Here is a 25121-nt window from a genome sequence, read left to right on the forward strand (position 1 = left end):
ATTCCGCTTCTGATGCGGGGTGGAGCAGTCTGGCAGCTCGTCGGGCTCATAACCCGAAGGTCGCAGGTTCAAATCCTGCCCCCGCTACCAGCTTCGGTCTTTGGCAACACGCAGTGTTGATAGAGGCAAAAGTTGGGCTCGCAAGAACGGCTGCTTCCGTTCTTGCAACCGGGATCCGGCCAACGGATCCAAACGGACAAAGGGCCCACGTGGGCCCTTTGCTGTTTCTGCAATACGCAAAACCTGGTTGGGTTACAACCGTTCTCTAACTTACGAATCAAGGCTGGCTGTGAGCGACAAGGCTACTGAAATCGCGAATCTGCTGAGCCCCACCGTGCAGGCGTTGGGGCTCGAGCTGCTTGGCGTCGAATATCTGCCGGCCCCGGGCGGCGCAACGTTGCGCCTGTATATCGATGTGCCGCTGGTTGAACAGCCTGCGCGCATGGTCAACGTCGAAGACTGCGAGCGGGTGAGCCGCGAGGTTTCCGCGCAGCTGGACGTGGAAGATCCGATCAGCGGCAATTACACGCTGGAAGTATCTTCGCCGGGTGTCGATCGCCCGTTGTTCACGCTGGCACAGTTCGAGCTCGCCATTGGCGAGTCCGCCAAGGTCGGCCTGAAGCTGCCGCAGGAAAACCGCCGTCGCCTGCAGGGCGAGATTGCCGCGGTGGATGTGGCGCAGGGCACGGTCACGTTCATCGTCGACAACAAGCCGTTCGTGGCGTCGTTCGACAATATCGACAAGGCACGCATCATTCCGGACTGGGCCGCATTGGGCCTGGCACCGACCAAACCGACGGGTCCTGCCCCCAAGCAGGGCAAGCCCAAGAATAATTCCAATAACGAAACGGCGGCCAAAAAGCCGCGCGCGGAGTGAGCCGATGAGCAAGGAACTTTTGCTGGTAGTTGACGCAGTCGCCAACGAGAAGGGCGTGCCGCGCGAAGTTATTTTTGACGCGATCGAGGCCGCATTGGCCTCGGCAGCGAAGAAGCGTTACCCCGACCAGGAAGTCCTGGCGCGCGTGTCGATCAACCACAAGGACGGTACCTACGAAACCTTCCGTCGTTGGGAAGTGGTCGCCGATGATGTGGTGATGGAATCGCCGGACCGCCAGATCCGCATGATGGACGCGGTGGATGAAGCCGACGACGTCGAGATCGGCGATTACATCGAAGAACAGATTGAAAACCCGGATTTCGGCCGTATCGCAGCGCAGGCTGCCAAGCAGGTCATCGTCCAGCGTGTGCGCGAAGCCGAGCGCCAGCAGGTGGTGGATGCATGGAAGGACCGCGTTGGCGAGCTGGTCACTGGTGTGGTCAAGCGTGCAGAACGCGGCAATATCTATGTCGATCTGGGCGGCAATGCCGAAGCCTTCATCCCGAAGGACAAGGGCATTCCGCGCGACGTGCTGCGTGCCGGTGACCGCGTGCGCGGCTACCTGGCCGAAGTGCGCTCGGAGCCGCGTGGCCCGCAGCTGTTCATCAGCCGCGCCGCCCCGGAATTCATGATCGAGCTGTTCAAGCTGGAAGTGCCGGAAGTCGGCCAGGGCCTGGTTGAGATCAAGGCCTGTGCACGCGACCCGGGCGACCGCGCCAAGATCGCCGTGCTGGCCCATGACAGCCGCACCGATCCTATCGGTGCCTGCATCGGCATGCGCGGTTCGCGCGTCCAGGCCGTGTCCAACGAGCTCAATGGCGAGCGCGTGGATATCGTGTTGTGGAACGACAACCCGGCCAATTTCGTCATCAACGCGATGGCCCCGGCTGAAGTGCAGTCGATCATCGTTGACGAAGAAAAGCATTCGATGGACCTGGCTGTGGCAGAAGACCGCCTGGCCCAGGCAATCGGCAAGGGCGGCCAGAACGTGCGTCTGGCCAGCCGCCTGACCGGTTGGCAGCTGAATGTGATGACCCAGGACCAGGTGACCGCCAAGTCGGAAGCCGAGCAGGGCGTCGCCCGTCAGCTGTTCATGGACAAGCTGGAAGTGGACGAAGAAATCGCCGGCATCCTGGTGTCCGAAGGGTTTGGTACGGTGGAAGAAATCGCCTACGTACCGGTTGGTGAGTTGCTGGCAGTGGAAGGCTTCGACGAAGATATCGTTGAAGAACTCCGTGCCCGCGCCCGCGATGCGCTGCTCAACGAAGCGCTGGCGGTGGAAGAGGGGGCTGACGGCGGTGTGCCGGCAGCCGATCTGCTGGCACTGAAGGGCATGGATGAGGCTACCGCGTACGCGCTGGCTGGCCACGGCGTGCGCACAAGTGAGGATCTGTCGGACCTGGCTGCCGACGAGGTTCTGGAGTTCGGCATCGAGGGCATGGATCTGGAGCGCGCCGCGGCGCTGGTCCTGGCAGCCCGCGCCGAGGAGATCGCCCGCTTGGAGCGCGGCGAATGAGCCAGCGATGAACAGTGCCCTGAGCCGCTCAGGGCGTAGACTCCGCGCTGCCTTCGTTCGTGACGAGGGGGCGCAAACAAGATCATAGGATCCGAATGTCGCAGCAAACCACCATCCGCAAGCTCGCCGAACTGGTCAACACGCCGGTCGAGAAACTGCTTGAACAGCTGTCCCAGGCCGGGATGAAGTTCAGCGGTCCCGACCAGGTCGTGACCAGTACCGAGAAAGTGAAGCTGCTTGGCTTCCTCCGCCGTTCGCACGGCAAGGAAGAGCAGCCGGTCGAAGAGGCTGATGCCGCATCGAAGAAGATCACCCTGAACCGCCGCAAGCATCAGGAAGTGACCGTCAGTGCTGGCCGTAGCAAGACCACCGTCAATGTGGAAGTGCGCCAGAAGCGCACCTACACCAAGCCGGAAGGTGGCAAGCCTGCGATGACGCCGGACGAAGAGCGCGCCGATATCCTGCGCAAGCTCGAGGAATCGCGTCAGCGCAATCTCGACGAGCAGCGCATGCTGGCCGAGAAGGACCGCGCCCGCGACGAGAACATCGCAGCTAAGAAGGCCGCTGAAGAGGCCGAGCGCGCCCGCGTCGAAGCCGAGAAGCTGGCCGCTGAAGAGGCCGCCAAGGCTGCTGCTGCAAAGCCGGCACCGGCCGCTGTGGAAGCCGAAGCTCCGGCCCGTACCGCGCGTCACGCCCCGGCAGCTGCTGCCCCGGCACGCGCACCGGTGCGCGAGGATCGCGGCAACAACAACACCAATGCCAACGCCAAGCCCGGCAAGCGCAACGAAGGTGGTGATGGCAACCGTTTCGGTGGCCAGCTGCACCTGTCGGCGTCTGATCGTGCCCGTCGTGGCAACAGCAACAACAATAATTCGCGCGGTCGTCCGGGTGCACGTGCACCGCAGGGCCGTCGTGGCAATGACGCATCGCGCAGCGGTGGCGGCAGCCATGCCTTCGAACGTCCGACCGCACCGGTGGTGCGTGAAGTCGCCGTCGGTGACACCATCACCGTGGCCGATCTGGCCCAGAAGCTTGCCCTGAAGGGCGGCGAGGTGGTCAAGGCGCTGTTCAAGATGGGCGTGATGGCCACCATCACCCAGTCCATCGATCACGACACCGCCGCACTGGTTGTCGAAGAGCTCGGCCACAAGGTTGTGCGCGCCAATGCCAACGATGCCGAAGACGCACTGCTGGCCATCAGCGATGGTGACGAGCGCGTGGCCGTGCCGCGTGCGCCGGTGGTGACCATCATGGGTCACGTCGACCACGGCAAGACCTCGCTGCTGGATTACATCCGCCGCACCAAGGTTGCCAATGGCGAAGCCGGCGGCATCACCCAGCACATCGGTGCTTACCACGTGACCACGCCGAAGGGCGTGATCAGCTTCCTCGACACCCCGGGCCACGCCGCGTTCACCTCGATGCGTGCCCGCGGTGCGCAGCTGACAGATATCGTAGTGGTGGTGGTTGCCGCCGACGATGGCGTGATGCCGCAGACCAAGGAAGCCATCCAGCACGCCCGTGCTGCCAATGCGCCGATCGTGGTCGCCATCAACAAGATCGACAAGGCCTCGGCCGACCCGATGCGCGTCAAGAACGAACTGCTCGCCGAGCAGGTTGTTGCCGAAGACTTCGGTGGTGACGTGCAGATGGTGGAGATCTCGGCCAAGACCGGCCTGGGCATCGACGACCTGCTGGATGCGATTTCTCTGCAGGCCGAAGTGCTCGAGCTCAAGGCCGTGGCCGAAGGCCGCGCCAGCGGCGTGGTCATCGAATCCTCGCTGGACAAGGGCCGTGGCCCGGTCGCGACGGTGCTGGTGCAGCAGGGCGTCCTGAAGAAGGGCGACTACCTGGTGTGCGGCATCCAGTACGGTCGCGTGCGTGCGCTGTTCGACGAAACCGGCAGCCAGGTGGCTGAAGCGGGTCCGTCGATTCCGGTGCAGGTACTGGGTCTGTCCGGCGTGCCGGAAGCCGGCGACGACTTCGTCGTGGTGGAAGACGAGCGCCTGGCCAAGGACGTCGCGCAGACGCGTGAAACCAAGCGTCGTGAGTCGCGTCTGGTCGCCACTGCGGGCAGCCGCATGGAAGACATCATGGCGCAGCTGGGCAAGGGCGAAGGCCAGCAGGTGCTGAACCTGCTGATCAAGGCCGATGTGCAGGGTTCGGTGCAGGCACTGAGCCAGGCGCTGGTCGCGCTGTCCAACGACGACATCCGCATCAACGTGATCCACTCCGGCGTGGGCGGCATCACCGAGTCCGACGCCAACTCGGCCGTGGCCTCCAAGGCCACCGTCATCGGCTTCAACGTGCGTGCGGATGCTTCGGCCCGCCGCATCATTGAATCCAACGGCGTTGACCTGCGTTACTTCTCGATCATCTATGACGTGATCGACCAGGTGAAGCAGGTGGCTTCCGGTCTGCTCGGCGTGGAAATCCGCGAAGAGATCATCGGTATCGCCCAGGTCCGCGACGTGTTCCGCAGCTCGAAGTTCGGTGCGGTTGCAGGCTGCATGGTCATCGAAGGCGTGGTGAAGCGGAACAAGCCGATCCGCGTGCTGCGCGACAGCGTGGTGGTGTTCGAAGGCGAGCTGGAATCGCTGCGTCGCTTCAAGGAGAACGTCGAGGAAGTTCGCAACGGTACCGAGTGCGGTATCGGCGTGAAGGCTTACAACGACATCAAGCCGGGCGACCAGATCGAGTGCTTCGAGCGTATCGAAGTGCCGCGCACGCTGTAACTGCTGGCAGCGGGTGTTGGTCAGGGTGCGCTGAAGCGCGTCCCGGCGGACGCCCCTCCGCTGGCGGGGTTGGGGAACCGGGAGTTGTGGCCGTGCATTCGGCCCTGCGAACGGTTCCCTTCCGGTTTCATTGATATTCACTCCTTAATGTTGATACTTGCCTGATGCCTAAGACTTTCCATCGTACCGACCGTGTTTCCGCACAGATCCGCCGTGATCTGGGCACGCTGGTGCATGCCGCCGTGCGTGAATTCGGGCTGCCCTCGGTCAGCGTGTCGGACGTGGAAGTCACCCGCGACATGGCCCACGCCAAGATCTACGTGACCGCGTTGATGCCGGAACGTTCGGCCGAGGCCATGAAGGGGCTGCGTGAATTGGCCGTTGAGCTGCGCATGTCGCTGGCCAAGGCAATGAAGCTGCGGCACGTGCCGGAACTGCATTTCCACTACGACGATTCGGTCGACCGTGGTGAGCGTATCGACAATCTGCTGCGCGACCTGGTGCCGCCGCCGGAACCCGAGTCCGACGCCGACAAGGACGCCGACAAAGCCTGATCGCAACAGCCCGAAAGGGCTGTTGTCATGTCTGGCCTGCGCACGATGGCGCAGGTGCTTTCCCTGTTTTCCCGCCGCCGCGCCGAAGGTGCGCCGGCTCGCCCATGGTGTTGCATGCGTCCTCGAATCCAATTCCGCCGTCTGGACGGCATCGTTCTGCTCGACAAGCCGGCTGGCATGAGCTCCAACACGGCCTTGCAGGTTGCGCGTCGTCTGTTCCGCGCCGAAAAGGGTGGGCATACCGGCAGCCTGGACCCGCTGGCCACAGGCCTGCTGCCGCTGTGCTTCGGTGAAGCCACCAAGATCGCCGGCCTGTTGCTGGGCTCGGCCAAGGCCTACGACGCCGAAATCCGGCTGGGCAGCACCACCGATACCGACGATGCCGACGGCGTTGTGCTGCGCGAGCGGCCGGTGCCGGCGTTCAGTGATGAACAGCTGCAGGCGGCCTTGGCCAGCCTGACTGGCACTATCCGGCAACGTGCGCCGATCTATTCGGCCCTGAAGCAGGGCGGTGAGCCGCTGTACGCCAAGGCGCGCCGCGGCGAGGCCATCGAGGCGCCCGAGCGCGAGGTGCTGGTGCAGTCGATCGAGGTGCTGGTGCGTGAAGACGCGCGTCTGTCGCTGCGCGTAACCTGCGGTTCGGGCACCTACATCCGCAGCATCGCCCGTGACCTGGGCGAGCTGCTGGGCTGTGGCGCGCATGTCACCGCGCTGCGCCGGCTGTGGGTTGAACCGTTCATGGCGCCGAAGATGATTGGCCTGGATGCGCTGCGCGCGGTGGCCGAATCCGGTGACGAGGCGACGCTGATGGGCTGGTTGCTGCCGATCGAGCAGGGCTTGACCCAGTTTGCCCGGGTCGACCTGGATGCTGCGCAGGCGGCGCGGTTCTGCCTTGGCCAGCGGTTGCGTGACCCGGCCTGGCCGGTCGGCCTGGTGGTGGTTCATGGTGAACATGGCCAGCCGCTGGGCCTGGGCCAGGTTGAAGAAGGCGGGCGATTGGGCCCGCAACGCATCTTCAATCTCTGAACGGGCAGGGGCGGACCGTACCTTCGCGGTCACGTTCACCTTGTCCCGGATGGTTGTGACCGTTACAATTTTGCGGCCCTATAAAGGGCAACTGCCCGCCTCCGGTGGGCAGCCTATTAATCGGCGAGCTGAGTGGTGCGTCCAGAGACGTTCCTGCCGGCCCCGCATCTGAAGAGAAAATCATGTCGATCGACACCCAGAAAGTCATTGAAGAAAACAAGCGCGGCGCTGCCGACACCGGTTCCCCGGAAGTGCAGGTCGCCCTGCTGACCGCTCGCATTGAACTGCTGACCGGCCACTTCAAGGAACACAAGAAGGATCACCACAGCCGCCGTGGTCTGCTGCAGATGGTCAACCGCCGCCGTAGCCTGCTCGACTACCTGAAGAACAAGGATGTCGCACGTTACAAAGCATTGATCGAAAAGCTCGGCCTGCGCCGCTAATCGATATCCGCCGCGGCGCAGCGATGCGCCGCGGCTTTGTTTTAAGCGCTTCAAAATCGTAGTAGACCGGCCGGAACCGCCCGGCCAGCCGCTGCCGACATGGGTTGGCACCGGACCAATCGAAGAAAGCATTTCAAGGATCCCCCGTGGCAAAAATCACCAAAACCTTCCAGTACGGCAAACACACCGTCACGCTTGAAACCGGCGAAGTCGCCCGCCAGGCCGGCGGCGCTGTCATCGTCAAGATGGATGACACCGTGTTGCTGGTCACTGCCGTCGCCGCCAAGAGCGCGCGCGAAGGGCAGGACTTCTTCCCGCTGACTGTTGATTACCAGGAAAAGTTCTACGCCGGTGGCCGTATCCCGGGTGGCTTCTTCAAGCGTGAAGGCCGTGCGACCGAGAAGGAGACGCTGATTTCGCGTCTGATCGATCGCCCGATCCGCCCGCTGTTCCCGGAAGACTACAAGAACGAAGTGCAGATCATCGCCACGGTGATGTCGCTGAACCCGGAAGTGGACGGCGACATCGCTGCCCTGATCGGTGCCTCGGCTGCACTGTCGCTGGCCGGCACCCCGTTCAAGGGCCCGATCGGCGCTGCCAAGGTCGGTTACAAGGACGGCCAGTACATCCTCAACCCGACCGTGTCGGAGCTGAAGGAATCGCAGCTGGAGCTGGTGGTCGCGGGTACCGCCAATGCCGTGCTGATGGTGGAATCCGAAGCCGCGCTGCTGTCCGAAGACGTGATGCTGGGCGCCGTGACCTTCGGTCACCGCGAAATGCAGAAGGTCATCAACGCGATCAACGAACTGACCGTTGAAGCCGGCACCAAGCCGAGCGACTGGGTTGCCCCGGCCAAGAACAACGTGCTGATCAGCGCCCTGCAGGAAGCCGTCGGCAGCAAGCTCGGCGAAGCCTTCCAGGTGCGTGACAAGCTGCAGCGTCGCGACGCCATCTCGGCGATCAAGAAGGACGTGGTGGAAGCCCTGGCTGGCCGCGTTGCCGCTGAAGGCTGGAACCCGGCTGAAGTATCGAAGGAATTCGGCGAGCTGGAATACAGCACCATGCGCAACTCGGTGCTGGACACCAAGGTCCGCATCGACGGCCGCGCCCTGGACACCGTCCGCCCGATCGCGGTCAAGACCAGCGTGCTGCCGCGTACCCACGGCTCGGCCCTGTTCACCCGCGGCGAGACCCAGGCCATCGTGACGATCACGCTGGGCACCGCACGCGACGGCCAGATCATTGACGCCGTTGCCGGTGAGTACAAGGAAAACTTCCTGTTCCATTACAACTTCCCGCCCTACTCGGTCGGTGAGTGCGGTCGTTTCGGTGCGCCGAAGCGTCGTGAAATCGGCCACGGCCGTCTGGCCAAGCGCGGTGTGCTGGCTGTGATGCCGTCGCTGGAAGCCTTCCCGTACACGATTCGCGTTGTGTCGGAAATCACTGAATCCAACGGCTCCTCGTCGATGGCTTCGGTCTGCGGTTCCTCGCTGGCCCTGATGGACGCCGGCGTGCCGGTCAAGTCGCCGGTGGCAGGTATCGCCATGGGTCTGGTCAAGGAAGGCGAGCGCTTCGTCGTCCTGTCCGACATCCTGGGTGACGAAGATCACCTGGGCGACATGGACTTCAAGGTCGCTGGTACCGCCGAGGGCATCTCCGCCCTGCAGATGGATATCAAGATCGAAGGCATCACCGAAGAGATCATGAAGCAGGCACTGCAGCAGGCCAAGGCTGGCCGTCTGCACATCCTGGGCGAAATGGCCCATGGCCTGACCTCGCCGCGCGCCGAACTGTCGGATTACGCGCCGCGTCTGCTGACGATCAAGATCCACCCGGACAAGATCCGCGAAGTGATCGGCAAGGGTGGCTCGACCATCCAGGCCATCACCAAGGAAACCGGCACCCAGATCGACATCCAGGACGATGGCACCATCACCATCGCTTCGGTGAACAACGCCGCTGCCCAGGCCGCCAAAGCCCGCATCGAGCAGATCACCTCGGACGTCGAGCCGGGCCGCATCTACGAAGGGAAGGTCGCCAAGATCATGGACTTCGGTGCGTTCGTCACCATCCTGCCGGGCAAGGACGGTCTGGTCCACGTATCGCAGATCTCCAGCGACCGCGTCGAGAAGGTCGGCGACGTGCTGAAGGAAGGCGATGTGGTCAAGGTCAAGGTGCTGGAAGTCGACAAGCAGGGCCGTATCCGCCTGTCGATGAAGGCCGTGGAAGAAGGCGAGGGCACCCCGGCCGAATAAGGCTGCGGTGTTGTATCGCTGAGAAGAAAAGCGGGCCTGGTGCCCGCTTTTCTTTTGCCTGAAAAACGGCGGAGCCTGCCAACCAATGCGTAGCGCACAAGCGAGGCAGCGTGCACATGTAGTACCGAGCCATGCTCGGCACAGGCCATCCAAGCAAACCCGCAGCCGCGTTTGTAGGAGCGGCGTAAGCCGCGAAGCCAGTGGAATCGAAACGCCCCAAATCCCTGCAATCTGATCGGCCACCAGCTTCGCGGCTGACGCCGCTCCCACAAGAGCATTCCCCGCAAACCCCAACACCGCGGTAGTGCCGAGCCATGCTCGGCAGGAGCCATCCAAGCAAACCTTCGACCGTTTGTGGGAGCGGCGTAAGCCGCGAAGCCAGTGGAATCGAAGCGCCCGAAATCCCTGCAATCTGATCGGCCACCAGCTTCGCGGCTGACGCCGCTCCCACAAGCATGTTCCCGGCAAGCCCCAGCGCATGCAGTGCCGAGCCATGCTCGGCAGAGGCGGTCCAAGCAAACCCGCAGCGCTTTGTAGGAGCGGCGTCAGCCGCGAAACCAGCAGCGCAGAAGTACCTGCCACTTCTGCAATCTGATCGACCACCAGCCTCGCGGCTGACGCCGCTCCCACAAACAGATTCCTGCAAACAGATTCCCGCAAGCGGGTTTTCGGCAAAAACCGCCGCAACTCGACGACGTCCAGCAACCGACAACCCTGATCTTCCACCGCCGGTTTCTGCCGATGGAATTCCAGGCCATGCCTGCCAGCATTTCCACGGGGTAAACGGAGGTGCATATGGCTCGGTCAGGCGGGGGCGTGGGGCCGGGTCATGCACCGGTGGCCTTCGCAGGAAAGGCCGTCGCCATCTGTTTTCTGGCCGGGATCTGCATGGCAATCCTCGCGCCTGGTCTGCCGCCGGCCGGCCTGCGCTGGATGGTGTTGGTGGTGGGCATGTTTCTGTGGCTGGCCAGCCCGCGTTGGCGCTGGCTGGGTGCGTTGCTGGCCGGAATGGGGCGTGCCTGCACGCGGGCTGGAGCCTGGATCAACAGCTTCCGCTTGGCTGGGAGGGGCAGGAAGCTTCCGTGATTGGCGTCGTGACCAGCCTTCCGCAGCATGAAACCCGACGCACCCGTTTCCAGTTGCGGTTAGACAATGATCCAGCCCAATCGGCAGAACTGCGAGGGCGCACCGTGCAGGTGTCCTGGTACGACGACTTCGGCGCAACCGAACCTGGTCCACGCATCCACGTACGGGCTGGCGAGCGTTGGCGGCTCGGTCTGCGCCTGCGCGCACCGCGCGGGCTGGTCAATCCCGGCGGCTTTGACGCCGAGCGCCATGCCTTGGCGCAGGGCGTGTCCGCCAGTGCCATCGTGCGGCAGTCGCCAATGCCGCAGCGCTTGTCGTCAGCTACGGGCCTTGGTGCCTGGCGCGAGCAGATGGCAGCGCGGATCAAGGCGCAGGTGCCTGCCGGATCTTCCCGCTACGTGCAGGCGTTGGCGCTGGGTGACACGCGTGCGCTGGGGGAGACTGACTGGCAGGTGCTGCGCGCTACGGGGCTGACCCATCTGATTGCCATCTCCGGTTTCCACGTCGGCATGGTCGCGCTGTTTGCCGCATGGCTGGTGGCCGGCGTCTGGCGGCTGTTGCCGTGGTGTGGGCGCTACTGCCCGCGGCCACAGGCGGTGGCCATCGGTGCGCTGGCCGGTGCCACGCTGTACGCCGCGGTGGCCGGTTTTGGCCTGCCCACGGTGCGAACGGTCTTGATGGTGGCGGTGGTGGTGATGGCGCGGCTCGGTCGCCGGCCGGTGGACGTGGCTGCGGCGCTCGCGCTGGCCGCGCTGGCGGTGCTGTGTATGGCACCGTTGTCGGTGTTGACGGCCGGGTTCTGGCTCAGTTTCGCCGGCGTGGCGTGGCTGTTGTGGTGCCTGCCCGAACGCGGGCATTGGCTGCGTAGTTTTCTTTCGGCGCAGCGGGTGGCGACCCTGGGTCTGCTGCCGCTGACGGTGCTGCTGTTCGGCCAGGCCTCGGCGATTGGTCCGCTGGCCAATCTGCTGGCGATCCCGTGGTGGAGCCTGGTGGTTGTGCCGTTGGCGTTGATCGGGACAGCGCTGGAGGCCGCTTGCAGTGGCGCGGGCGGTTTTGCCTGGCGTGCATCGGCGTGGTGCTTCGATCTGAGCTGGCCGCTGTTCCAGGTGTTGGGTGATGGCCGCTACTCGCTGTGGTGGTTGCCCGAACCGGCCTGGTTCGCGCTGCCCTTGGCCTTGGCGGCAGCGATCTGGTTGCTGCTGCCTGCGGGCCTGCCGGGCAAATACCTGGCGATGCTGCTATGGCTGCCGCTGTGTATGCCATGGCGTGACAGGGCGAATGCCGGTGAGTTTGAGCTGATCGCCTTGGATGTGGGCCAGGGCTTGGCGGTGGTGGTGCGCACCGGTCATCACGCCTTGTTGTTCGATGCAGGGCCTGCGGTGGCCGACGGCTTCGATGCCGGGGAGCGGGTGGTGGTGCCGGCGTTGCGGGCCTTGGGCGTGTGGCAGCTGGACAAGGTGGTGGTCAGCCATGGTGATCACGACCACGCTGGTGGCGTGGCCGCAGTGCAGGCGGTGGTGCCGTCGCACAGTATCTCGGCACCGCCCGGCTTGGTATTGCCACAGCCGACGGGGGCTGCCTGTGAGGCGGGGCAGGTATGGCACTGGGACGGAGTGCGCTTCGAGTTTCTGCATCCCACGCCCGGCTTCCCCTATCTGGGCAACGAGTCCAGTTGCGTGCTACGGGTTCAGGGAGCCTACGGCACGGCCCTGTTGACCGGAGATATCGGTGAGGTGATCGAGCAACGCCTGCTCAAGCAAGCACCGGCAATGCTGCGCGCCGAAGTCGTGCTGGTGGCGCACCATGGCAGCGGCGGTTCTTCCAGCCCCGCTTTTGTGGCAGCAACCGCCGCGCGCCTAGCCTTGATCTCCAGCGGGCATGGCAACCGTTTCGGTCATCCGCGACATGACGTGGTTCGTCGATGGCAGCGCAATGGTGCCGAGGTGCTGACCACGGCCGGCAGTGGTGCGCTGCAGGTCTGGTTCGGTGAGGCGGGGCTACAGGTACGGGAGCGCAGAATCTGGCGTTCAAGACTGTGGGATGCCGCTGAGCGGGCGCGGGCGGCTGCTATCCTATCTGACATCGAAAACGCGGCCACGGCGCCGGAGGGTTGAAACGTGTGGGAATTGGTCAAAGCCGGCGGATGGCCGATGGTGCCGTTGCTGCTGTTGGGCGTGCTGGCATTGGCCATCGTTCTGGAGCGTTTCTGGAGCCTGCGGCGTAACGAGGTGCTGCCGCCGGGTCTGGGGCAGGAAGTCCGCAACTGGGCCGCACGCGGCAAGCTGGACGCCACCCACATCGATTCCCTGCGTGCCAACTCGCCGCTGGGCGCGTTGCTGGCCGCCGCACTCGAGGCACGCAACCGTCCGCGCGACCAGATCCGCGAACGCATTGAAGATACCGGGCGCCATCTGGTGCACCGGATGGGCCGCTTCCTCAACGCGCTGGGCACCATCGCCTCGGCTGGCCCGTTGCTGGGCCTGCTGGGTACGGTGGTCGGCATGATCCAGATGTTCCTGGGCATTCTTGACCACGGCGTCGGCGATGTGGGCCAGTTGGCCGGCGGCATCGGCAAGGCGCTGGTGTGTACCGCGACCGGCATGATGGTCGCGATTCCGGCCTTGATGTTCCATCGCTATTTCCGTGGCCTGATTGATGGCTACGTGATCGAGATGGAACAGGAAGCAGCCGCGCTGCTGGATGCACTTGATGGCCGGCCCGCGGTGATGGCCGCCAGCAAGGCTGCGGCGCCGCGCCCGGCGGCGACTGAAAAGGCCTGAGCCCATGCGTATTGCCAGCAATCGCACGCAGGATGAGCCGCATATCGATCTGGTGCCGTTGATCGACGTGATCCTGGTGCTGATCATTTTCTTCGTGGTCACCACCACCTTCGATGCGCGCTCGACGCTGCAGGTGCAACTGCCCACCGCCAGCGACCAGAAAACCTCCGCGCCGCAGAGTTCGTTGAGCGTGCTCGTCAATGCCGATGGCCGTTACTTCGTCAATGATCAGGAAGTGTTGCGCACCGACATCGAATCGCTGAAGCAGATTGTCGCGCAGCTGGCCGGTGCTGATCGCGAACAGACGGTGCTGCTGCGCGCCGATGCGCGTACGCCATACCAGGCCGTGGTGACCGCGCAGGATGCACTGGGCCAGCTCGGCTTTCGTCGTATTGCCATTGCTACCGCACCGGAAGCAAAGCAATGAACGACAACGCGTCGGCCTGGAAGGTCTACAAACGCTTGCTGGGCTTTGCCAAGCCCTATAGGCCGCTGTTGTTGATCGCCGGTGTGGGTATGCTGGTCGAAGCGGGCGCAGGCATGGGCTTTTTGGCGTTGATGAGCCCGATCACCAACAACCTGGTGAATCCGGAGGACATCAATCCCTGGATGCCGCTGGCCGTCATTGGATTGTTTCTGGTCCGTGGCGCTGCGGGCTACCTGACTGACATGGGCATGGGTAAGGCTGCACGCAGCATCGCCCGTGATTTCCGCGTACGCGTGCTTGGCAAATATCTGCGCCTGCCCGGTCAGCGCTTCGATGGCGAGCCGGTGCCGTCGATGTTGGTTCGGCTTGGCTCTGACAGCGATCAGGTGGCGCAGGCTGCGATTGATGCAATGAAGGTGGTATTGCAGCAATCGCTGCAGGCGCTTGGCTCGCTGATAATGATGTTCTATTACAGCTGGCAGGTGACACTGGCCATCTTCGTGCTGGCACCACCGTTGGCGTGGGTGATGAACAAGGTGGCAAAGCGCTACCGTCGCATCAGCCATCGTATCCAGGAGAGCGGGGCAGAGCTCCTGCAGGCAGCAGATCAGGCGCTGTCCAGCCATCAGGAAGTAAAAATTTACGGTGCACAGCCCAGTGAAATGGGCCGCTATTCGGCGCTGGCCAACAACAATCTTCGCTTGGCGATGAAGGTGGAAGGCACTCGCAGTATTTCCTCCGGCATGGTGCAGTTGATCGGTGCCATCGGGCTGGCCGCGTTGCTGTTCATTGCGGGCCATGAGGCTGCAGCCGGTCGCTTGACCGTGGGTGACTTCGTCTCGCTACTGATGGCGATGCTGACCATCATTCCCGCGCTCAAGCAGCTCACCAACGTGCAGAACATGACCCAGCGCGGCATCGCCTCGGCGCAGCGCCTGTTCCATGTTCTTGATGCCGAAGATGAGGCTGACGTGGGCAGTCTGCCGTTGCAGCGCGCCACTGGCCTGCTTGAGTTCCGCCACGTCACCGCCCGCTACGCGGGGCAGGACAAGCCGGCGCTGCAGGACATCAGTTTCGTTGCCCGCCCTGGAACAGTGACCGCGATTGTGGGCCGTTCGGGCAGCGGCAAATCCACCCTGATCAAGCTGATTCCGCGCTTCTATGAGATCGAGGCCGGGGAAATCCTGCTCGATGGTCACCCCCTGCAGGCCTACCGGCTGGCCGACCTTCGTCGGCAGATCGCCCTGGTTGGCCAGCAGGTCACCTTGTTTAACGGCAGCATCGCCGAGAACGTGGCCTATGGCGAGTTGCAGGAGCGCAGCGAGGCGGAGTTGCAGCACGCCATCGAGGGCGCAAACGCCAGCGAGTTCGTCGAGCAGCTGCCGCAGGGCGTGGATGCACCAGTGGGAGCGAAGGGCAGCCGTCTGTCCGGCGGCCAGCGGCAACGTCTGGCCATTGCGCGCGCAATGCTGAAAGATGCGCCCATCCTGATCCTGGACGAAGCCACCGCCGCTCTGGACAACGAATCCGAGCGGCTGGTACAGGACGCGCTGCAGAAGCTGATGCCCGACCGCACCACCCTTGTCATCGCCCATCGTCTGTCCACCATCGAGCATGCGGACCAGGTGCTGGTGATGGACCAGGGCCGTATCGTTGAACGTGGCACCCACGCCGAGTTGCTGGCAATGGGCGGCTTGTACGAACACCTGCATAGCATGCAGTTCCGCGACAGGCAGGACTGATGGCCAAGCAAGGACCGCAAACGCCGGCCTACTGGTATGGCGACGCGCCGGTGCCGTTGTTCGCACGGCTGCTGGCACCGCTGTATGGCGCGCTTTCCGGCCTGCGCCGCAACCTCTACCGGCGCGGCTGGCTGCGTGCCCGGCAGGTGCCGCTGCCGGTCATCGTGGTGGGCAACATCACCGCCGGTGGCACCGGCAAGACGCCGTTGACCATCGCGCTGGTCAACCGCCTGCGCGAAGCTGGCTGGAAGCCGGGTGTGGCCAGCCGTGGCTATGGCCGTGATGAGGCCGATACCGCGCGTTGGGTCACCGCCGATATGGATGTGCGTCTGGGCGGCGACGAGCCGGTGCTTATCGCCTGGAAAACCGGGGTGCCGGTACGGGTGGACAAGGACCGGGTCGCGGCGGCCAAGGCGCTGCTGGAGGCTGGTTGCGACGTGGTGGTCTGTGACGACGGCCTGCAGCATTACCGGCTGGCGCGTGATATCGAAATCGAAGTGATCGATGCGGTGCGTCGCTATGGCAACGGGCGGCTGTTGCCGGCCGGGCCGCTGCGTGAGCCGGTGGCGCGGGCTGCACATTGCGACTTCCGTGTGGTCAACCTGGGCCAGGCCAGCGATGCGCCGGATCAGGTGGCGGAATGCGGCTTTGGCGAGTGGGCCATGCGCTTGTCGATCGAGGCGGCGCGGCCCTTGAAGGGCGGTCGCGACAAACCGTTGAAGGCGTTCGCGGGGCTGCGGGTACATGCAGTGGCCGGTATCGCCAACCCGCAGCGGTTTTTCCAGATGCTGCGCAGCCGCGATATCGGTGTGGTGCCGCATGCCTTTGCCGACCATCACCGCTATACGCCGCAGGACCTGTCGTTCGGCAGCGAACTGCCGGTGTTGATGACCGAAAAGGACGCCGTCAAATGCCAGGCCTTTGCCACGGCGTGGCATTACGCGGTGCCGTTGCAGGCCGAGTTGCCGGCGGCATTCTGCATCGCCTTGCTGGATCGTCTGGGTAAGCTGGCCCGCGCCTGATACGGGTGGGCCGCGCGTTGGAAGGAGTTGAGATGAGCGTTGTTGCTGAATTTGTGGTGGCCATTCCGGCCCGCTATGCCTCCACCCGCCTGCCCGGCAAGCCCCTGGCGCTGATCGCCGGCGAGCCGATGGTGCTGCACGTGGCGCGCCGCGCCCTGGCTGCCGGCGCCCGCGAGGTCTGGGTGGCGACCGACGATGCGCGCATCGCGCAGGCGGTGGCGGGCTTGCCCGGCATTCATGTGGCGATGACCGACCCGGCGCACGCCTCCGGTACTGATCGGCTGGCCGAATGCGCCCGCCAGGCAGGCTGGGCGGACGATGTCATCGTGGTGAACCTGCAAGGGGATGAGCCGTTCGCGCCGGCAGCCGGCATCCGTGCGGTGGCGGACATCCTCGCTGACAGCGGCGCGCCCATGTCCACCCTGGCCACGCTGGTCGAGGATGCGCCCACCTTGTTCGATCCGAATGTGGTCAAGCTGGTGCGCAGCACGCAGGGGGATGCGTTGTATTTCAGCCGCGCACCAATTCCCTGGCACCGCGATGGCTTTGCCCGCAGCCGTGACAGCCTGCCGCCGGCGCAGTGGCTGCGGCATATCGGCATCTATGGCTACCGCGCCGGCTTCCTGCAGACGTTCGCAGCCATGCCGCCCGGCAATCTTGAACAGATCGAGTCGCTGGAGCAGCTGCGGGTACTGGAGGCGGGCTACCGGATTGCCGTGGGAATGTCGCCCGCGCCATTTCCGCCGGGTATCGATACCCCGGAAGACCTGCTGCGCGCCGACGTGCAGATGCGGGCAGCGCCTTGAAATTGCTGGTGGTCTGCCTGGGCAACATCTGCCGCTCGCCGATGGGAGAGGGTGCCTTGCGGGCACGGATCGCCGAGGCAGGGCTGGATGGCTGGGTGCAGGTCGACTCGGCTGGCACCTCCGGTCATTGGCACGCCGGGCGCGGCCCCGACCCTCGAGCTGTTGCCTGCGCGCACGGCCATGGCGCGGATATTTCCGGCCAGCGCGCGCGCCAGCTGCTGGCCGAGGATTTCGAGGAATACGATCTGATTCTGTGTGCGGACGGCGCGAACCTGCGTGACGCCCAGGCATTGGCGCCTGCGGGCTTGGCCACGCGGGCGGTGCTGTGGCTGCCGTGGGCTGGCATCACCGGCAGTGACGTGATTCCGGACCCCTATTACGGTGATGTGAAAGATTTCGAGCACAGCTGGGCACTGATCGATGCTGCGGCCCAGGTCACGGTGCGGCGCCTGTCGCGACGCGAGGACTCCGGCATAATCCCAGCATGAACGAAACCCGCGTATTGGAACTGCCCACTTCCGCCATCTGGCTCAACGCAGCGCCGGTGAGCCTGCAGGATTTGCGTGGGCGTCCGCTGGTACTGGCCTTCGTCAACGGTGCATCGGTGTGGTGCATGCAGCGCCTGGCCGATGTCAGGCGCTGGCAGGCACGCAACCCGGGCCGGGTACAGTTGCTGGTGGTGCAGGTGCCGCGATTCGAGTTCGAGCGCGAGCCGCAGCATGCCTTGAAGCTGTTGCGTCGGCAGGGCGTAAGTGCGCCCATCGTGCTGGATGCGCAGTGGGATGCATGGCGGCGGTTTGACGTGCAGTCCTGGCCGACCTTGGTGATGCTGGATGGTTACGGCCAGGAGCGCGAGCGGCTGGTAGGCGCGTCCGGTGACCTGGAGCGCGCCTTGAACAGCCTTAGCGAAGGCGTGTCGCGGCCGCTGGATGACGACGGCGACGGTATCCGCGAAATCAATGCCGAACCGCGCCTGCCGTTGCTGTTTCCGGCCGGGCTGGTAGCCACCGCCGACCGCTTGTACGTGGCCGACACCGGCCATCATCGAATTCTGGAATGCACCCATGCCGGCCGCGTGCTGCGCCAGTTCGGTCTGGGCAGTGCCGACCTGATCAATGGCGGGCTTGGCGAGGCCGCCTTCAATCGCCCGCAGGGCCTGACCTTGGTGCGCGAGATCCTGTATGTGGCCGATACCGGCAACCATGCCCTGCGCAGCATCAACCTGATCAGCGGGCAGGTGGATACCTTGTGCGGTAACGGCCGCGCGGGCGACCCGCGCGCCGGGGTGCTGGCGCAGCCGTGGGACAGCCCACTCAATCATCCGGCCGCGGTGGCGGTGGCTGACAATCAGATCCATATCGCCATGGCCGGCGACAACCATATTTGGAGCTACGACCTGGGCAGCCGCGAGCTGCGTTGGCGGGCGGGCGCCGGCGCGGTGGAAGTGCGTGATGGCAGTGGCCATCTGGCGGCATTCGCGCAGCCCAGCAGCCTGGTTGCCGTCCAGCAGACCCTGTATGTCTGCGATTCGCTTGGCTCTGCAATCCGCTCGGTGCAGTTGCGCGGTGATCTCGTGCAGACGCTGGTCGGGCAGGGCCCGTGGGAATCGGGCAATGTCGACGGGCCGCGCCTGCGTGCGCGCCTGCAATATCCCCTGGCATTGGCGATGGGGCCGGATTCGCCGCTGCTGTGGATCGCAGATGCGGGTAACGGCTCGCTGCGTACCTTGCGCCTGGGCGGCGGCGATCTGTCTACCGTCAATCTGCCGCGTCGCCTGCATGGCCCGGCCGCATTGGCAGTGGCGGCGGGTGCCATCTGGATCGCCGAGGCCGACGCGCATGCCGTGCTGCGGTTTGATCCGCTCAGTGGCGAATTGAGTGAAGTGCCGATAGAAGGATGACCGACGTAGTCGCCAATGAGTTCGATGGCAAGGCGTTTGCCGCGGCGTTGAGTACTGCGCCCGGTGTGTACCGGATGTACGCCGCTGACGATACCTTGCTGTATGTGGGCAAGGCCGGTGCGCTGCGCAAGCGCGTCGGCAGTTATTTCAACGGCTCGCCGAAGAGCCGGCGCATCATGATGATGCTGTCGCAGGTGGCGCGGATGGACGCCACGGTTACCCGTACCGAGGCCGAAGCGCTGCTGCTGGAAAACCAGCTGATCAAGTCGCTGAACCCGCGCTACAACGTGTCGCTGCGCGACGACAAAACCTATCCGCAGGTGTTGCTGACCCGTGAGCAATGGCCGCGCATCGCCCTGCATCGGGGGCCGCGTGCAGTGCCTGGGCGGTACTACGGGCCGTATCCCGGTGTCGGCGCGGTACGCGAAACGCTGAACCTGATGCACAAGCTGTTCAAGCTGCGCAGCTGCGAAGACAGCGTGTTTCGCAACCGCTCGCGGCCCTGTCTGCAATATCAGATCGGCCGTTGCAGCGGCCCCTGCGTGGAGCTGGTGCCGCAGGCCGAGTACGACGAGTCGGTGCGGCGTGCGGCGATGTTCCTGGAAGGCAAGAGTGACCAGCTTGCCGCTGAACTGATGCAGGCCATGCAGCAGGCCAGCGACACACTGGACTTCGAGCGTGCCGCGCGGCTGCGCGATCTGGTGGCCTCGCTGCGCAGCATGCAGAACCGCCAGTATGTGGACGGGCGCGCCGCCGATCTGGACGTGCTGGCCTGCGCGTCCCAGGGCGCCAGCGCCTGCGTGATGTTGCTGGCGTTCCGTGACGGCCGCAATCTGGGTACGCGCGCGTTCTTCCCGCGTACCAATGGCGAAGACAGCGCCGAGGAAGTTCTGGCCGCGTTTGTCTCGCAGTACTACGTCGAGCATGAGCCGCCGGCTGAAGTGCTGCTGGATCGGCAGATTCCGGATGCGGAGATGATCGAGGCCGCACTCAGTGCCTCGGCCGAGCGCAAGGTGGCGTTGAAATGGAACGTGCGCGGCGAACGCGCGGGTTATGTGGAACTGGCCAGCCGCAACGCGCAGATCACCCTCGTGGCCGAGATGGACAGCGTTGGCGCGCAGCACGCGCGCAGCGAAGCGGTGCGCGAGCTGCTGGGCCTGGCCGAGCCGGTCAAGCGCGTGGAGTGCTTCGATATCAGCCACACCATGGGCGAAGCCACGGTGGCCTCGTGCGTGGTGTTTGATGCGGCCGGCCCGGTACGCGCGCAGTACCGGCGCTACAACATCAGTGGCATTGAGCCGGGCGACGATTACGCCGCCATGCGCCAGGCCATCGACCGGCGCTTCCGCCGTGCGGTGGAGGAGGGCGGGGTGCTGCCGGACGTGCTGCTGATCGACGGCGGTGCCGGGCAGCTTGCACAGGCCCAGGCGGCGCTGGCGGACCTGGGCGTGGAAGGCGTGACCCTGGTCGGCGTTGCCAAGGGGGTGGAGCGTCGCGCCGGTCACGAGGCGCTGGTGCTGCCCGATGGCCGCGAACTGCGTCCCGGCGCGGCCTCGCCGGCGTTGCAGTTCATTCAGCAGGTGCGGGACGAGGCCCACCGCTTTGCCATCACCGGCCACCGTGGGCGCCGTCAGAAGGCGCGCATGACCAGCAAACTGGAAGATATTCCCGGTATCGGGCCCCGCCGGCGCGCGAGCCTGCTCAAGCATTTCGGCGGAATTGCCGGCCTCAAGGCGGCAGGTGAGGCGGAAATCGCCCGCGTGGAAGGCATCAATGCCGCCCTCGCCGCACGTATCTACGCTAACCTTCATGGTCTGTCGGTGCCTGATCCGGCGGCGGAGTAATGTTGTAATGAAATTGACCATCCCCACCTGGCTGACGCTGCTGCGGATCATGATGATCCCGGTGCTGGTGCTGGTGTTCTACCTGCCCTACGCCTGGACGAACTTCGCCTCGGCGGCCATTTTTGGCCTGGCGGCAATCACCGACTGGCTGGATGGCTGGGTGGCGCGGCGGTACGAGCTGCATTCGGCGTTCGGTGCGTTCCTGGATCCGGTGGCGGACAAGCTGATGGTGGCGGTGGCCTTGTTTCTGATCGTGCAGGGGCATCCAACACCCTGGATGGCGTTCTGGGCAGCGGTGATTGTTGGCCGCGAAATCGCGGTGTCGGCGCTGCGCGAATGGATGGCCGAAATCGGCCAGCGTGCCAAGGTGCGGGTGGCGATGATCGGCAAGGTCAAGACCACCGCGCAGATGGTGGCGCTGCTGTGCCTGTTGTACTCGGTGTCACCCAACACCTCGTTCAAAACCATCTGGATGGGTGAGCCTGTTTTCCATATAGGTGACTGGATGCTGGCCATCGCCGCCTTGCTGACGCTGGTGTCTGCGCTGCAGTATCTGCGCGCGGCCTGGCCGAGCTTGCGCGAGGACGAAAAAGCCGCCCGGAACGGTGCAGTCAAAAAGTGAACAGGCTGTTGACACTGCTGCCAATGCATGTAGAATTTCGCCTCCCAAGCGGGAATAGCTCAGTTGGTAGAGCGCAACCTTGCCAAGGTTGAGGTCGCGAGTTCGAGTCTCGTTTCCCGCTCCAGTTTCAAGCGTCAGTCCATGTTTTTTGTGGGTTGGTGAGTAAATAGATGTAGCAAGCCTGCGGGAATAGCTCAGTTGGTAGAGCGCAACCTTGCCAAGGTTGAGGTCGCGAGTTCGAGTCTCGTTTCCCGCTCCAGTCTTGCAACACATCTTCGAATGCTGGTTGTCCGCTTGGCGGCTGTCACATTCAATCCGCGGGAATAGCTCAGTTGGTAGAGCGCAACCTTGCCAAGGTTGAGGTCGCGAGTTCGAGTCTCGTTTCCCGCTCCAGATAATGACCTGCAGATTCCATGTGATATCTGCAGGTAGACAAAGGCCCCTTACGGGGCCTTTTTGTTGCCCGTGGTTTTTGTCTTCAGCCAGCTGCTGCCGATGCCGGCAGCAGTGGCAGTGCGTAGCGCCGCTCAGCGCGCGCCGTGCGCCGCGGGCTCCGCTGCGGAGCTGTTGGCCGCTGCACTCCATGCGCGCAGCCCGACCACGGCCAGGCCGAGGAAGAACACATACAGCGCGGCCGTCACATGCAGTGACTTGAACATGTACGCACCCACGTACACCACGTCGACCACGATCCACAGCCACCAGGTGGCGGTGTGGCGGCGTGCCTGCCACCACTGCGCGACCAGACTCAGGCCGGTCAGCATCGCGTCCAGCCATGGCAGTGAGGCATCGGTGAAACGGTGCATGCCGGCGCCCAGGGCGACACCAACGAGCAGGCCGATACCGAGGTCACGCAGCATCTTGCTGCGCGACAGGGGCACGATGCGCACGCTGCCTTCATCGGCGGCGTGCCGGCGCCAGTTGATCCAGCCATACACCAGGAAGCCGGCGAAGGCGGCCTGCAGCAAGCTGTCCGAGTAGAGCTTGGCCTCGATGAACACCAGCGCGTACAGCACCACCGACACCAGGCCGACTGGCCACGCAATCATGCGCCGCTGTGCCATCAGCCACACGCCGAGAATGCTGCACAGCGCGGCCGACCATTCGAGCATGGCGCTGCTCACAGCGCGAAGCTCACCGATACGCGGGCCTGCCGTGGTGCGCCGGGGAACAGGTAGTAGTCGCCCAGGCTGCTGCCGGTGTCACGCCAGTAGAAACGGTTGAAGACGTTGTCCACCGACAGGTTCCAGTTCACTGCGTGGCCCTGCAGCTGGTGCTGGAAGCGCAGGCCGGCATCGAACACGCTGTAGCTGGGCGCACGCACGGCGCCATCAGCACGCGCGGTATTGGCTGAGGCGTAACGCCAGCCGCCGGTCAGGTCCAGACCTTCGATGAAGGGCAGGGCATAGCTCAGGTGCACGCTGCCGCGCAGCTTGGGTACGTTGACCAGCTGGTGGCCCTGGTAGCTGGGCGTGCCGGTATCGCGTGCGCGCGCCTGCAGCACGCTGGCACTGGCAATGATCTGCAATGCATCGGTGAGCTGGCCGTTGGCAGTCAGTTCCAGGCCGATGTGGGCCTGCTTGCCCTCTTCAACGAAGGTGTAGCCGACATCGCTGCTGTCCGGCTTTGCGTACTGATAGGGCTGGGTGGTGCGGAACAATGCCGCGCCCAGGCTCAGCTGTTCGCTGCTGGCGTACTTGACGCCGACTTCGAGCTGGCGCGATTGCACTGCAGGCAGGAAGGTGTCGGCATTCGACGTCCAGAACGGCGCCTCCTGGCCCAGGGAGATGCCTTCGACATAGCTGGCGTAGGCATTGAGACTGTCGCTGGCTTTCCACAGCACGGCGGTCTGCGGCAGGAAGCGCGACAGGCGGCTGCGGCGCTGCGGGTTGCCGCGCTTGTCGTAGGCGCGTTCGTCCAGGCGCACGTAACGGCCGCCGGCCAGCCACTGCCAGTCTTCATTGAGCTGGATGCGGTCCAGTGCGAAAACCGCAGTCTGGCGGCTGTCCAGGCGGCGTGCCGATGCACCGGGCTGCAGTGGCGAGGGCTCGAATACCGGCAATTGTTGGTCGTGGATATTGACCGTGCCGACGTATTCGTTGACGTTGCGGCGCTTGTCCACGGTGCGGCGGAACTGGTCTGCACCCACGGTCAGCTGATGGCCGAGGCTGCCGGTGTCAAAGCTGCCGCGCAGTTCGGCGAGCAGTTCCTGGTTGCGGCGGGTATCGTCCGGGCTGCGGTAGTCGTAGATGTCGTAGTCGCCATTGGGTGCGAAGTAGTTGCCTGGCACGCTGCCATCGGCGCATTGCGCAGCGTAGTAGCAGCCGTAGGCGAAGGCGACGTTGTCGTCGATTACCGTGCGGCTGTGGCTGAGCGCAACGCGTGATTGCCAGTTGGCATTGAAATCGTAGGTGTGCAACGCGGTGATGTTGGTGCTGGCGATGCCTACCGGCTGCTGCCACGGCTGGTAGCCGAGCATGTGCTCGCGGTCCACGCCGGTCGGCAACGTACTGCCCCCTAGCAGTTGGTAGCCGGATGCCGAGCGCTGCGCGCTGGTCTGATAGTTGGCGTCCACTTCAAGTTTGGCGCGTTCGCTGATCAGCCAATCAGTCGCCAGTGCATAGAAGTTGCGGCGGCCATCGGCATGTTCGATGTAGGACGTGCTGTCATCCCAGGCCGCGTTGAAGCGCAGGCCGAAGCGCGGCGTCAGCCAGTGGCCGACGTCGATGGCCGCGTAGCGCGAACCTTCGGCATCGCTGCCGAGGGTGAGGGTGCGCACTTCCGCCGGTCGCTTGCCGACGTAGTTGATGATGCCACCCGGCGCCATCACGCCGGCGGCGAGGCCGGCCTCACCCTTGAGGATTTCCACCGACTGCAGGTTTTCCAATGCCAGGCGCTGTTCGCCGGCAATGGACATGCCGTTGAAGCGGTAGCCGGTGGCGGTATCCAGCGCGAAGCCGCGGATGGCGATGTTCTGGTAGTAACCCACCGGCGCGTAGGCATCGCCGAGCGAGGCATCGTTGCTGGCCAGCTCGGACAATGAGCGGATCTGCTGGTGGTCGAGCAGGTCGCGGTCCAGCACGTTCATCGAGGCTGGCGTGCTTTTCCAGTCGCCGCTGCCGAAGCTGTTGACGCGGGAGGTGTCCGCTTCCGGCTGGCGAGCCTGCACGCGTACGGCGGCCAGTTCGGTCGGGGAGTGTTCGACGGGCGCATCAAGGCCGGTGTCGCTGGCATACAGCGGCAGGGCGGTGCTCAGGGCGAGGGACAACAGCGTGGGGCGCAGGCAGCGGTTCATTCGATTCGTCTTCAGACACCAAGGGAGACGAAGCGAAGGCGCGCATGCGCAGCGCCAATGACGGCGCTACGACTGCTGCTCAAAGCTCCCTACGCCGGTGCAAACCGGATCAGGTTCCAAGGGACTCTCTCAGCCTGGCATTCCAGGCACCCCCGCTTCAGGAGGGCATTTCACTACAAATGCGAATGATT

At 64.5% G+C, this 25121-nt stretch carries 18 protein-coding genes, 4 tRNA genes, 1 pseudogene and 1 riboswitch; of the genes and pseudogenes, 21 read left to right on the forward strand and 2 right to left on the reverse strand.

Going from position 1 to position 25121, the window contains the following annotated elements; translation table 11 throughout:
- Nucleotides 1–13: 13 nt before the first annotated feature.
- From BCV67_RS16945 to BCV67_RS17050, 21 genes and pseudogenes are all read left to right on the forward strand, one after another.
- A tRNA-Met gene (locus BCV67_RS16945) sits at nucleotides 14–90 on the forward strand.
- Nucleotides 91–289: 199 nt separating this feature from the next.
- Nucleotides 290–877, forward strand: coding sequence for a ribosome maturation factor RimP (gene rimP / locus BCV67_RS16950; protein ID WP_057626693.1), 588 nt, complete (start codon nucleotides 290–292; stop codon nucleotides 875–877).
- A gap of 4 nt (nucleotides 878–881) precedes the next feature.
- Nucleotides 882–2393 carry a transcription termination factor NusA gene (gene nusA / locus BCV67_RS16955; protein WP_057626692.1) on the forward strand — a complete coding sequence of 504 codons (1512 nt, stop codon included), beginning with the start codon at nucleotides 882–884 and terminating at the stop codon, nucleotides 2391–2393.
- A 95-nt stretch (nucleotides 2394–2488) separates the two neighbouring features.
- On the forward strand, nucleotides 2489–5128 hold the full coding sequence (gene infB, locus BCV67_RS16960) for a translation initiation factor IF-2 (RefSeq protein WP_062168130.1): 2640 nt from the start codon (nucleotides 2489–2491) through the stop codon (nucleotides 5126–5128).
- Nucleotides 5129–5292: 164 nt separating this feature from the next.
- Nucleotides 5293–5682 carry a 30S ribosome-binding factor RbfA gene (rbfA, locus tag BCV67_RS16965; RefSeq protein ID WP_062168128.1) on the forward strand — a complete coding sequence of 130 codons (390 nt, stop codon included), beginning with the start codon at nucleotides 5293–5295 and terminating at the stop codon, nucleotides 5680–5682.
- Between the two features lie 114 nt (nucleotides 5683–5796).
- On the forward strand, nucleotides 5797–6708 hold the full coding sequence (gene truB / locus BCV67_RS16970; protein WP_062171599.1) for a tRNA pseudouridine(55) synthase TruB: 912 nt from the start codon (nucleotides 5797–5799) through the stop codon (nucleotides 6706–6708).
- A gap of 182 nt (nucleotides 6709–6890) precedes the next feature.
- Nucleotides 6891–7151, forward strand: coding sequence for a 30S ribosomal protein S15 (gene rpsO / locus BCV67_RS16975; protein WP_057626688.1), 261 nt, complete (start codon nucleotides 6891–6893; stop codon nucleotides 7149–7151).
- 146 nt (nucleotides 7152–7297) lie between these two features.
- Entirely contained in the window at nucleotides 7298–9406 is a 2109-nt protein-coding gene (gene pnp, locus BCV67_RS16980; RefSeq protein ID WP_062168126.1) for a polyribonucleotide nucleotidyltransferase, read from the forward strand.
- Nucleotides 9407–10201: 795 nt separating this feature from the next.
- Nucleotides 10202–12716, forward strand: a pseudogene (locus BCV67_RS16990) (DNA internalization-related competence protein ComEC/Rec2).
- A complete protein-coding gene (locus BCV67_RS16995) occupies nucleotides 12610–13272 on the forward strand; it encodes a MotA/TolQ/ExbB proton channel family protein (protein WP_062168125.1) in 663 nt (220 codons plus the stop codon). The pseudogene BCV67_RS16990 and the gene BCV67_RS16995 overlap by 107 nt, the downstream one beginning before the upstream one ends.
- 4 nt (nucleotides 13273–13276) lie before the next feature.
- On the forward strand, nucleotides 13277–13699 hold the full coding sequence (locus BCV67_RS17000; protein WP_062168124.1) for an ExbD/TolR family protein: 423 nt from the start codon (nucleotides 13277–13279) through the stop codon (nucleotides 13697–13699).
- Nucleotides 13696–15441 carry a lipid A export permease/ATP-binding protein MsbA gene (gene msbA, locus BCV67_RS17005; RefSeq protein WP_062168122.1) on the forward strand — a complete coding sequence of 582 codons (1746 nt, stop codon included), beginning with the start codon at nucleotides 13696–13698 and terminating at the stop codon, nucleotides 15439–15441. The genes BCV67_RS17000 and msbA overlap by 4 nt, the downstream gene beginning before the upstream one ends.
- The gene (lpxK, locus tag BCV67_RS17010) at nucleotides 15441–16463 is read left to right on the forward strand and encodes a tetraacyldisaccharide 4'-kinase (protein WP_062168116.1); all 1023 of its coding nucleotides are present in this window, start codon (nucleotides 15441–15443) and stop codon (nucleotides 16461–16463) included. The genes msbA and lpxK overlap by 1 nt, the downstream gene beginning before the upstream one ends.
- 32 nt (nucleotides 16464–16495) lie before the next feature.
- Nucleotides 16496–17269, forward strand: coding sequence for a 3-deoxy-manno-octulosonate cytidylyltransferase (kdsB, locus tag BCV67_RS17015; protein WP_062168114.1), 774 nt, complete (start codon nucleotides 16496–16498; stop codon nucleotides 17267–17269).
- Nucleotides 17266–17757, forward strand: coding sequence for a low molecular weight protein-tyrosine-phosphatase (locus BCV67_RS17020; protein ID WP_062168112.1), 492 nt, complete (start codon nucleotides 17266–17268; stop codon nucleotides 17755–17757). The genes kdsB and BCV67_RS17020 overlap by 4 nt, the downstream gene beginning before the upstream one ends.
- Nucleotides 17754–19169 (forward strand): hypothetical protein, encoded by a 1416-nt coding sequence (locus BCV67_RS17025; RefSeq protein ID WP_062168110.1) that lies wholly within the window; start codon nucleotides 17754–17756, stop codon nucleotides 19167–19169. The genes BCV67_RS17020 and BCV67_RS17025 overlap by 4 nt, the downstream gene beginning before the upstream one ends.
- Nucleotides 19166–21013, forward strand: coding sequence for an excinuclease ABC subunit UvrC (uvrC, locus tag BCV67_RS17030; RefSeq protein ID WP_062168108.1), 1848 nt, complete (start codon nucleotides 19166–19168; stop codon nucleotides 21011–21013). The genes BCV67_RS17025 and uvrC overlap by 4 nt, the downstream gene beginning before the upstream one ends.
- Nucleotides 21014–21020: 7 nt before the next feature.
- Nucleotides 21021–21635, forward strand: a complete 615-nt coding sequence (pgsA, locus tag BCV67_RS17035; RefSeq protein ID WP_062168106.1) for a CDP-diacylglycerol--glycerol-3-phosphate 3-phosphatidyltransferase — start codon at nucleotides 21021–21023, stop codon at nucleotides 21633–21635.
- Nucleotides 21636–21683: 48 nt separating this feature from the next.
- A tRNA-Gly gene (locus BCV67_RS17040) sits at nucleotides 21684–21759 on the forward strand.
- A gap of 59 nt (nucleotides 21760–21818) precedes the next feature.
- A tRNA-Gly gene (locus tag BCV67_RS17045) sits at nucleotides 21819–21894 on the forward strand.
- Nucleotides 21895–21952: 58 nt separating this feature from the next.
- Nucleotides 21953–22028 (forward strand) — tRNA-Gly (locus BCV67_RS17050).
- A 134-nt stretch (nucleotides 22029–22162) separates the two neighbouring features.
- Here the strand turns inward: BCV67_RS17050 and pnuC are convergent.
- Nucleotides 22163–22747 carry a nicotinamide riboside transporter PnuC gene (gene pnuC, locus BCV67_RS17055; protein WP_062171597.1) on the reverse strand — a complete coding sequence of 195 codons (585 nt, stop codon included), beginning with the start codon at nucleotides 22745–22747 and terminating at the stop codon, nucleotides 22163–22165.
- A gap of 8 nt (nucleotides 22748–22755) precedes the next feature.
- Nucleotides 22756–24930: a TonB-dependent receptor gene (locus BCV67_RS17060; protein ID WP_062168104.1), complete on the reverse strand. Its 2175-nt coding sequence runs from the start codon at nucleotides 24928–24930 to the stop codon at nucleotides 22756–22758.
- Nucleotides 24931–24999: 69 nt separating this feature from the next.
- A riboswitch (TPP riboswitch) is annotated at nucleotides 25000–25094 on the reverse strand.
- Nucleotides 25095–25121: the final 27 nt, after the last annotated feature.

The sequence above is a fragment of the Stenotrophomonas nitritireducens genome (assembly GCF_001700965.1).
Lineage (GTDB): Bacteria > Pseudomonadota > Gammaproteobacteria > Xanthomonadales > Xanthomonadaceae > Stenotrophomonas > Stenotrophomonas nitritireducens_A.

Coding starts and splice junctions, on each gene's coding strand:
- nusA (WP_057626692.1), top strand. CDS start 882: ATGAGCAAGGAACTTTTGCTGGTAGTTGACGCAGTCGCCAACGAGAAG.
- infB (WP_062168130.1), top strand. CDS start 2,489: ATGTCGCAGCAAACCACCATCCGCAAGCTCGCCGAACTGGTCAACACG.
- rbfA (WP_062168128.1), top strand. CDS start 5,293: ATGCCTAAGACTTTCCATCGTACCGACCGTGTTTCCGCACAGATCCGC.
- truB (WP_062171599.1), top strand. CDS start 5,797: ATGCGTCCTCGAATCCAATTCCGCCGTCTGGACGGCATCGTTCTGCTC.
- rpsO (WP_057626688.1), top strand. CDS start 6,891: ATGTCGATCGACACCCAGAAAGTCATTGAAGAAAACAAGCGCGGCGCT.
- BCV67_RS17000 (WP_062168124.1), top strand. CDS start 13,277: ATGCGTATTGCCAGCAATCGCACGCAGGATGAGCCGCATATCGATCTG.
- msbA (WP_062168122.1), top strand. CDS start 13,696: ATGAACGACAACGCGTCGGCCTGGAAGGTCTACAAACGCTTGCTGGGC.
- lpxK (WP_062168116.1), top strand. CDS start 15,441: ATGGCCAAGCAAGGACCGCAAACGCCGGCCTACTGGTATGGCGACGCG.
- kdsB (WP_062168114.1), top strand. CDS start 16,496: ATGAGCGTTGTTGCTGAATTTGTGGTGGCCATTCCGGCCCGCTATGCC.
- BCV67_RS17025 (WP_062168110.1), top strand. CDS start 17,754: ATGAACGAAACCCGCGTATTGGAACTGCCCACTTCCGCCATCTGGCTC.
- uvrC (WP_062168108.1), top strand. CDS start 19,166: ATGACCGACGTAGTCGCCAATGAGTTCGATGGCAAGGCGTTTGCCGCG.
- pgsA (WP_062168106.1), top strand. CDS start 21,021: ATGAAATTGACCATCCCCACCTGGCTGACGCTGCTGCGGATCATGATG.
- pnuC (WP_062171597.1), bottom strand. CDS start 22,747: ATGCTCGAATGGTCGGCCGCGCTGTGCAGCATTCTCGGCGTGTGGCTG.
- BCV67_RS17060 (WP_062168104.1), bottom strand. CDS start 24,930: ATGAACCGCTGCCTGCGCCCCACGCTGTTGTCCCTCGCCCTGAGCACC.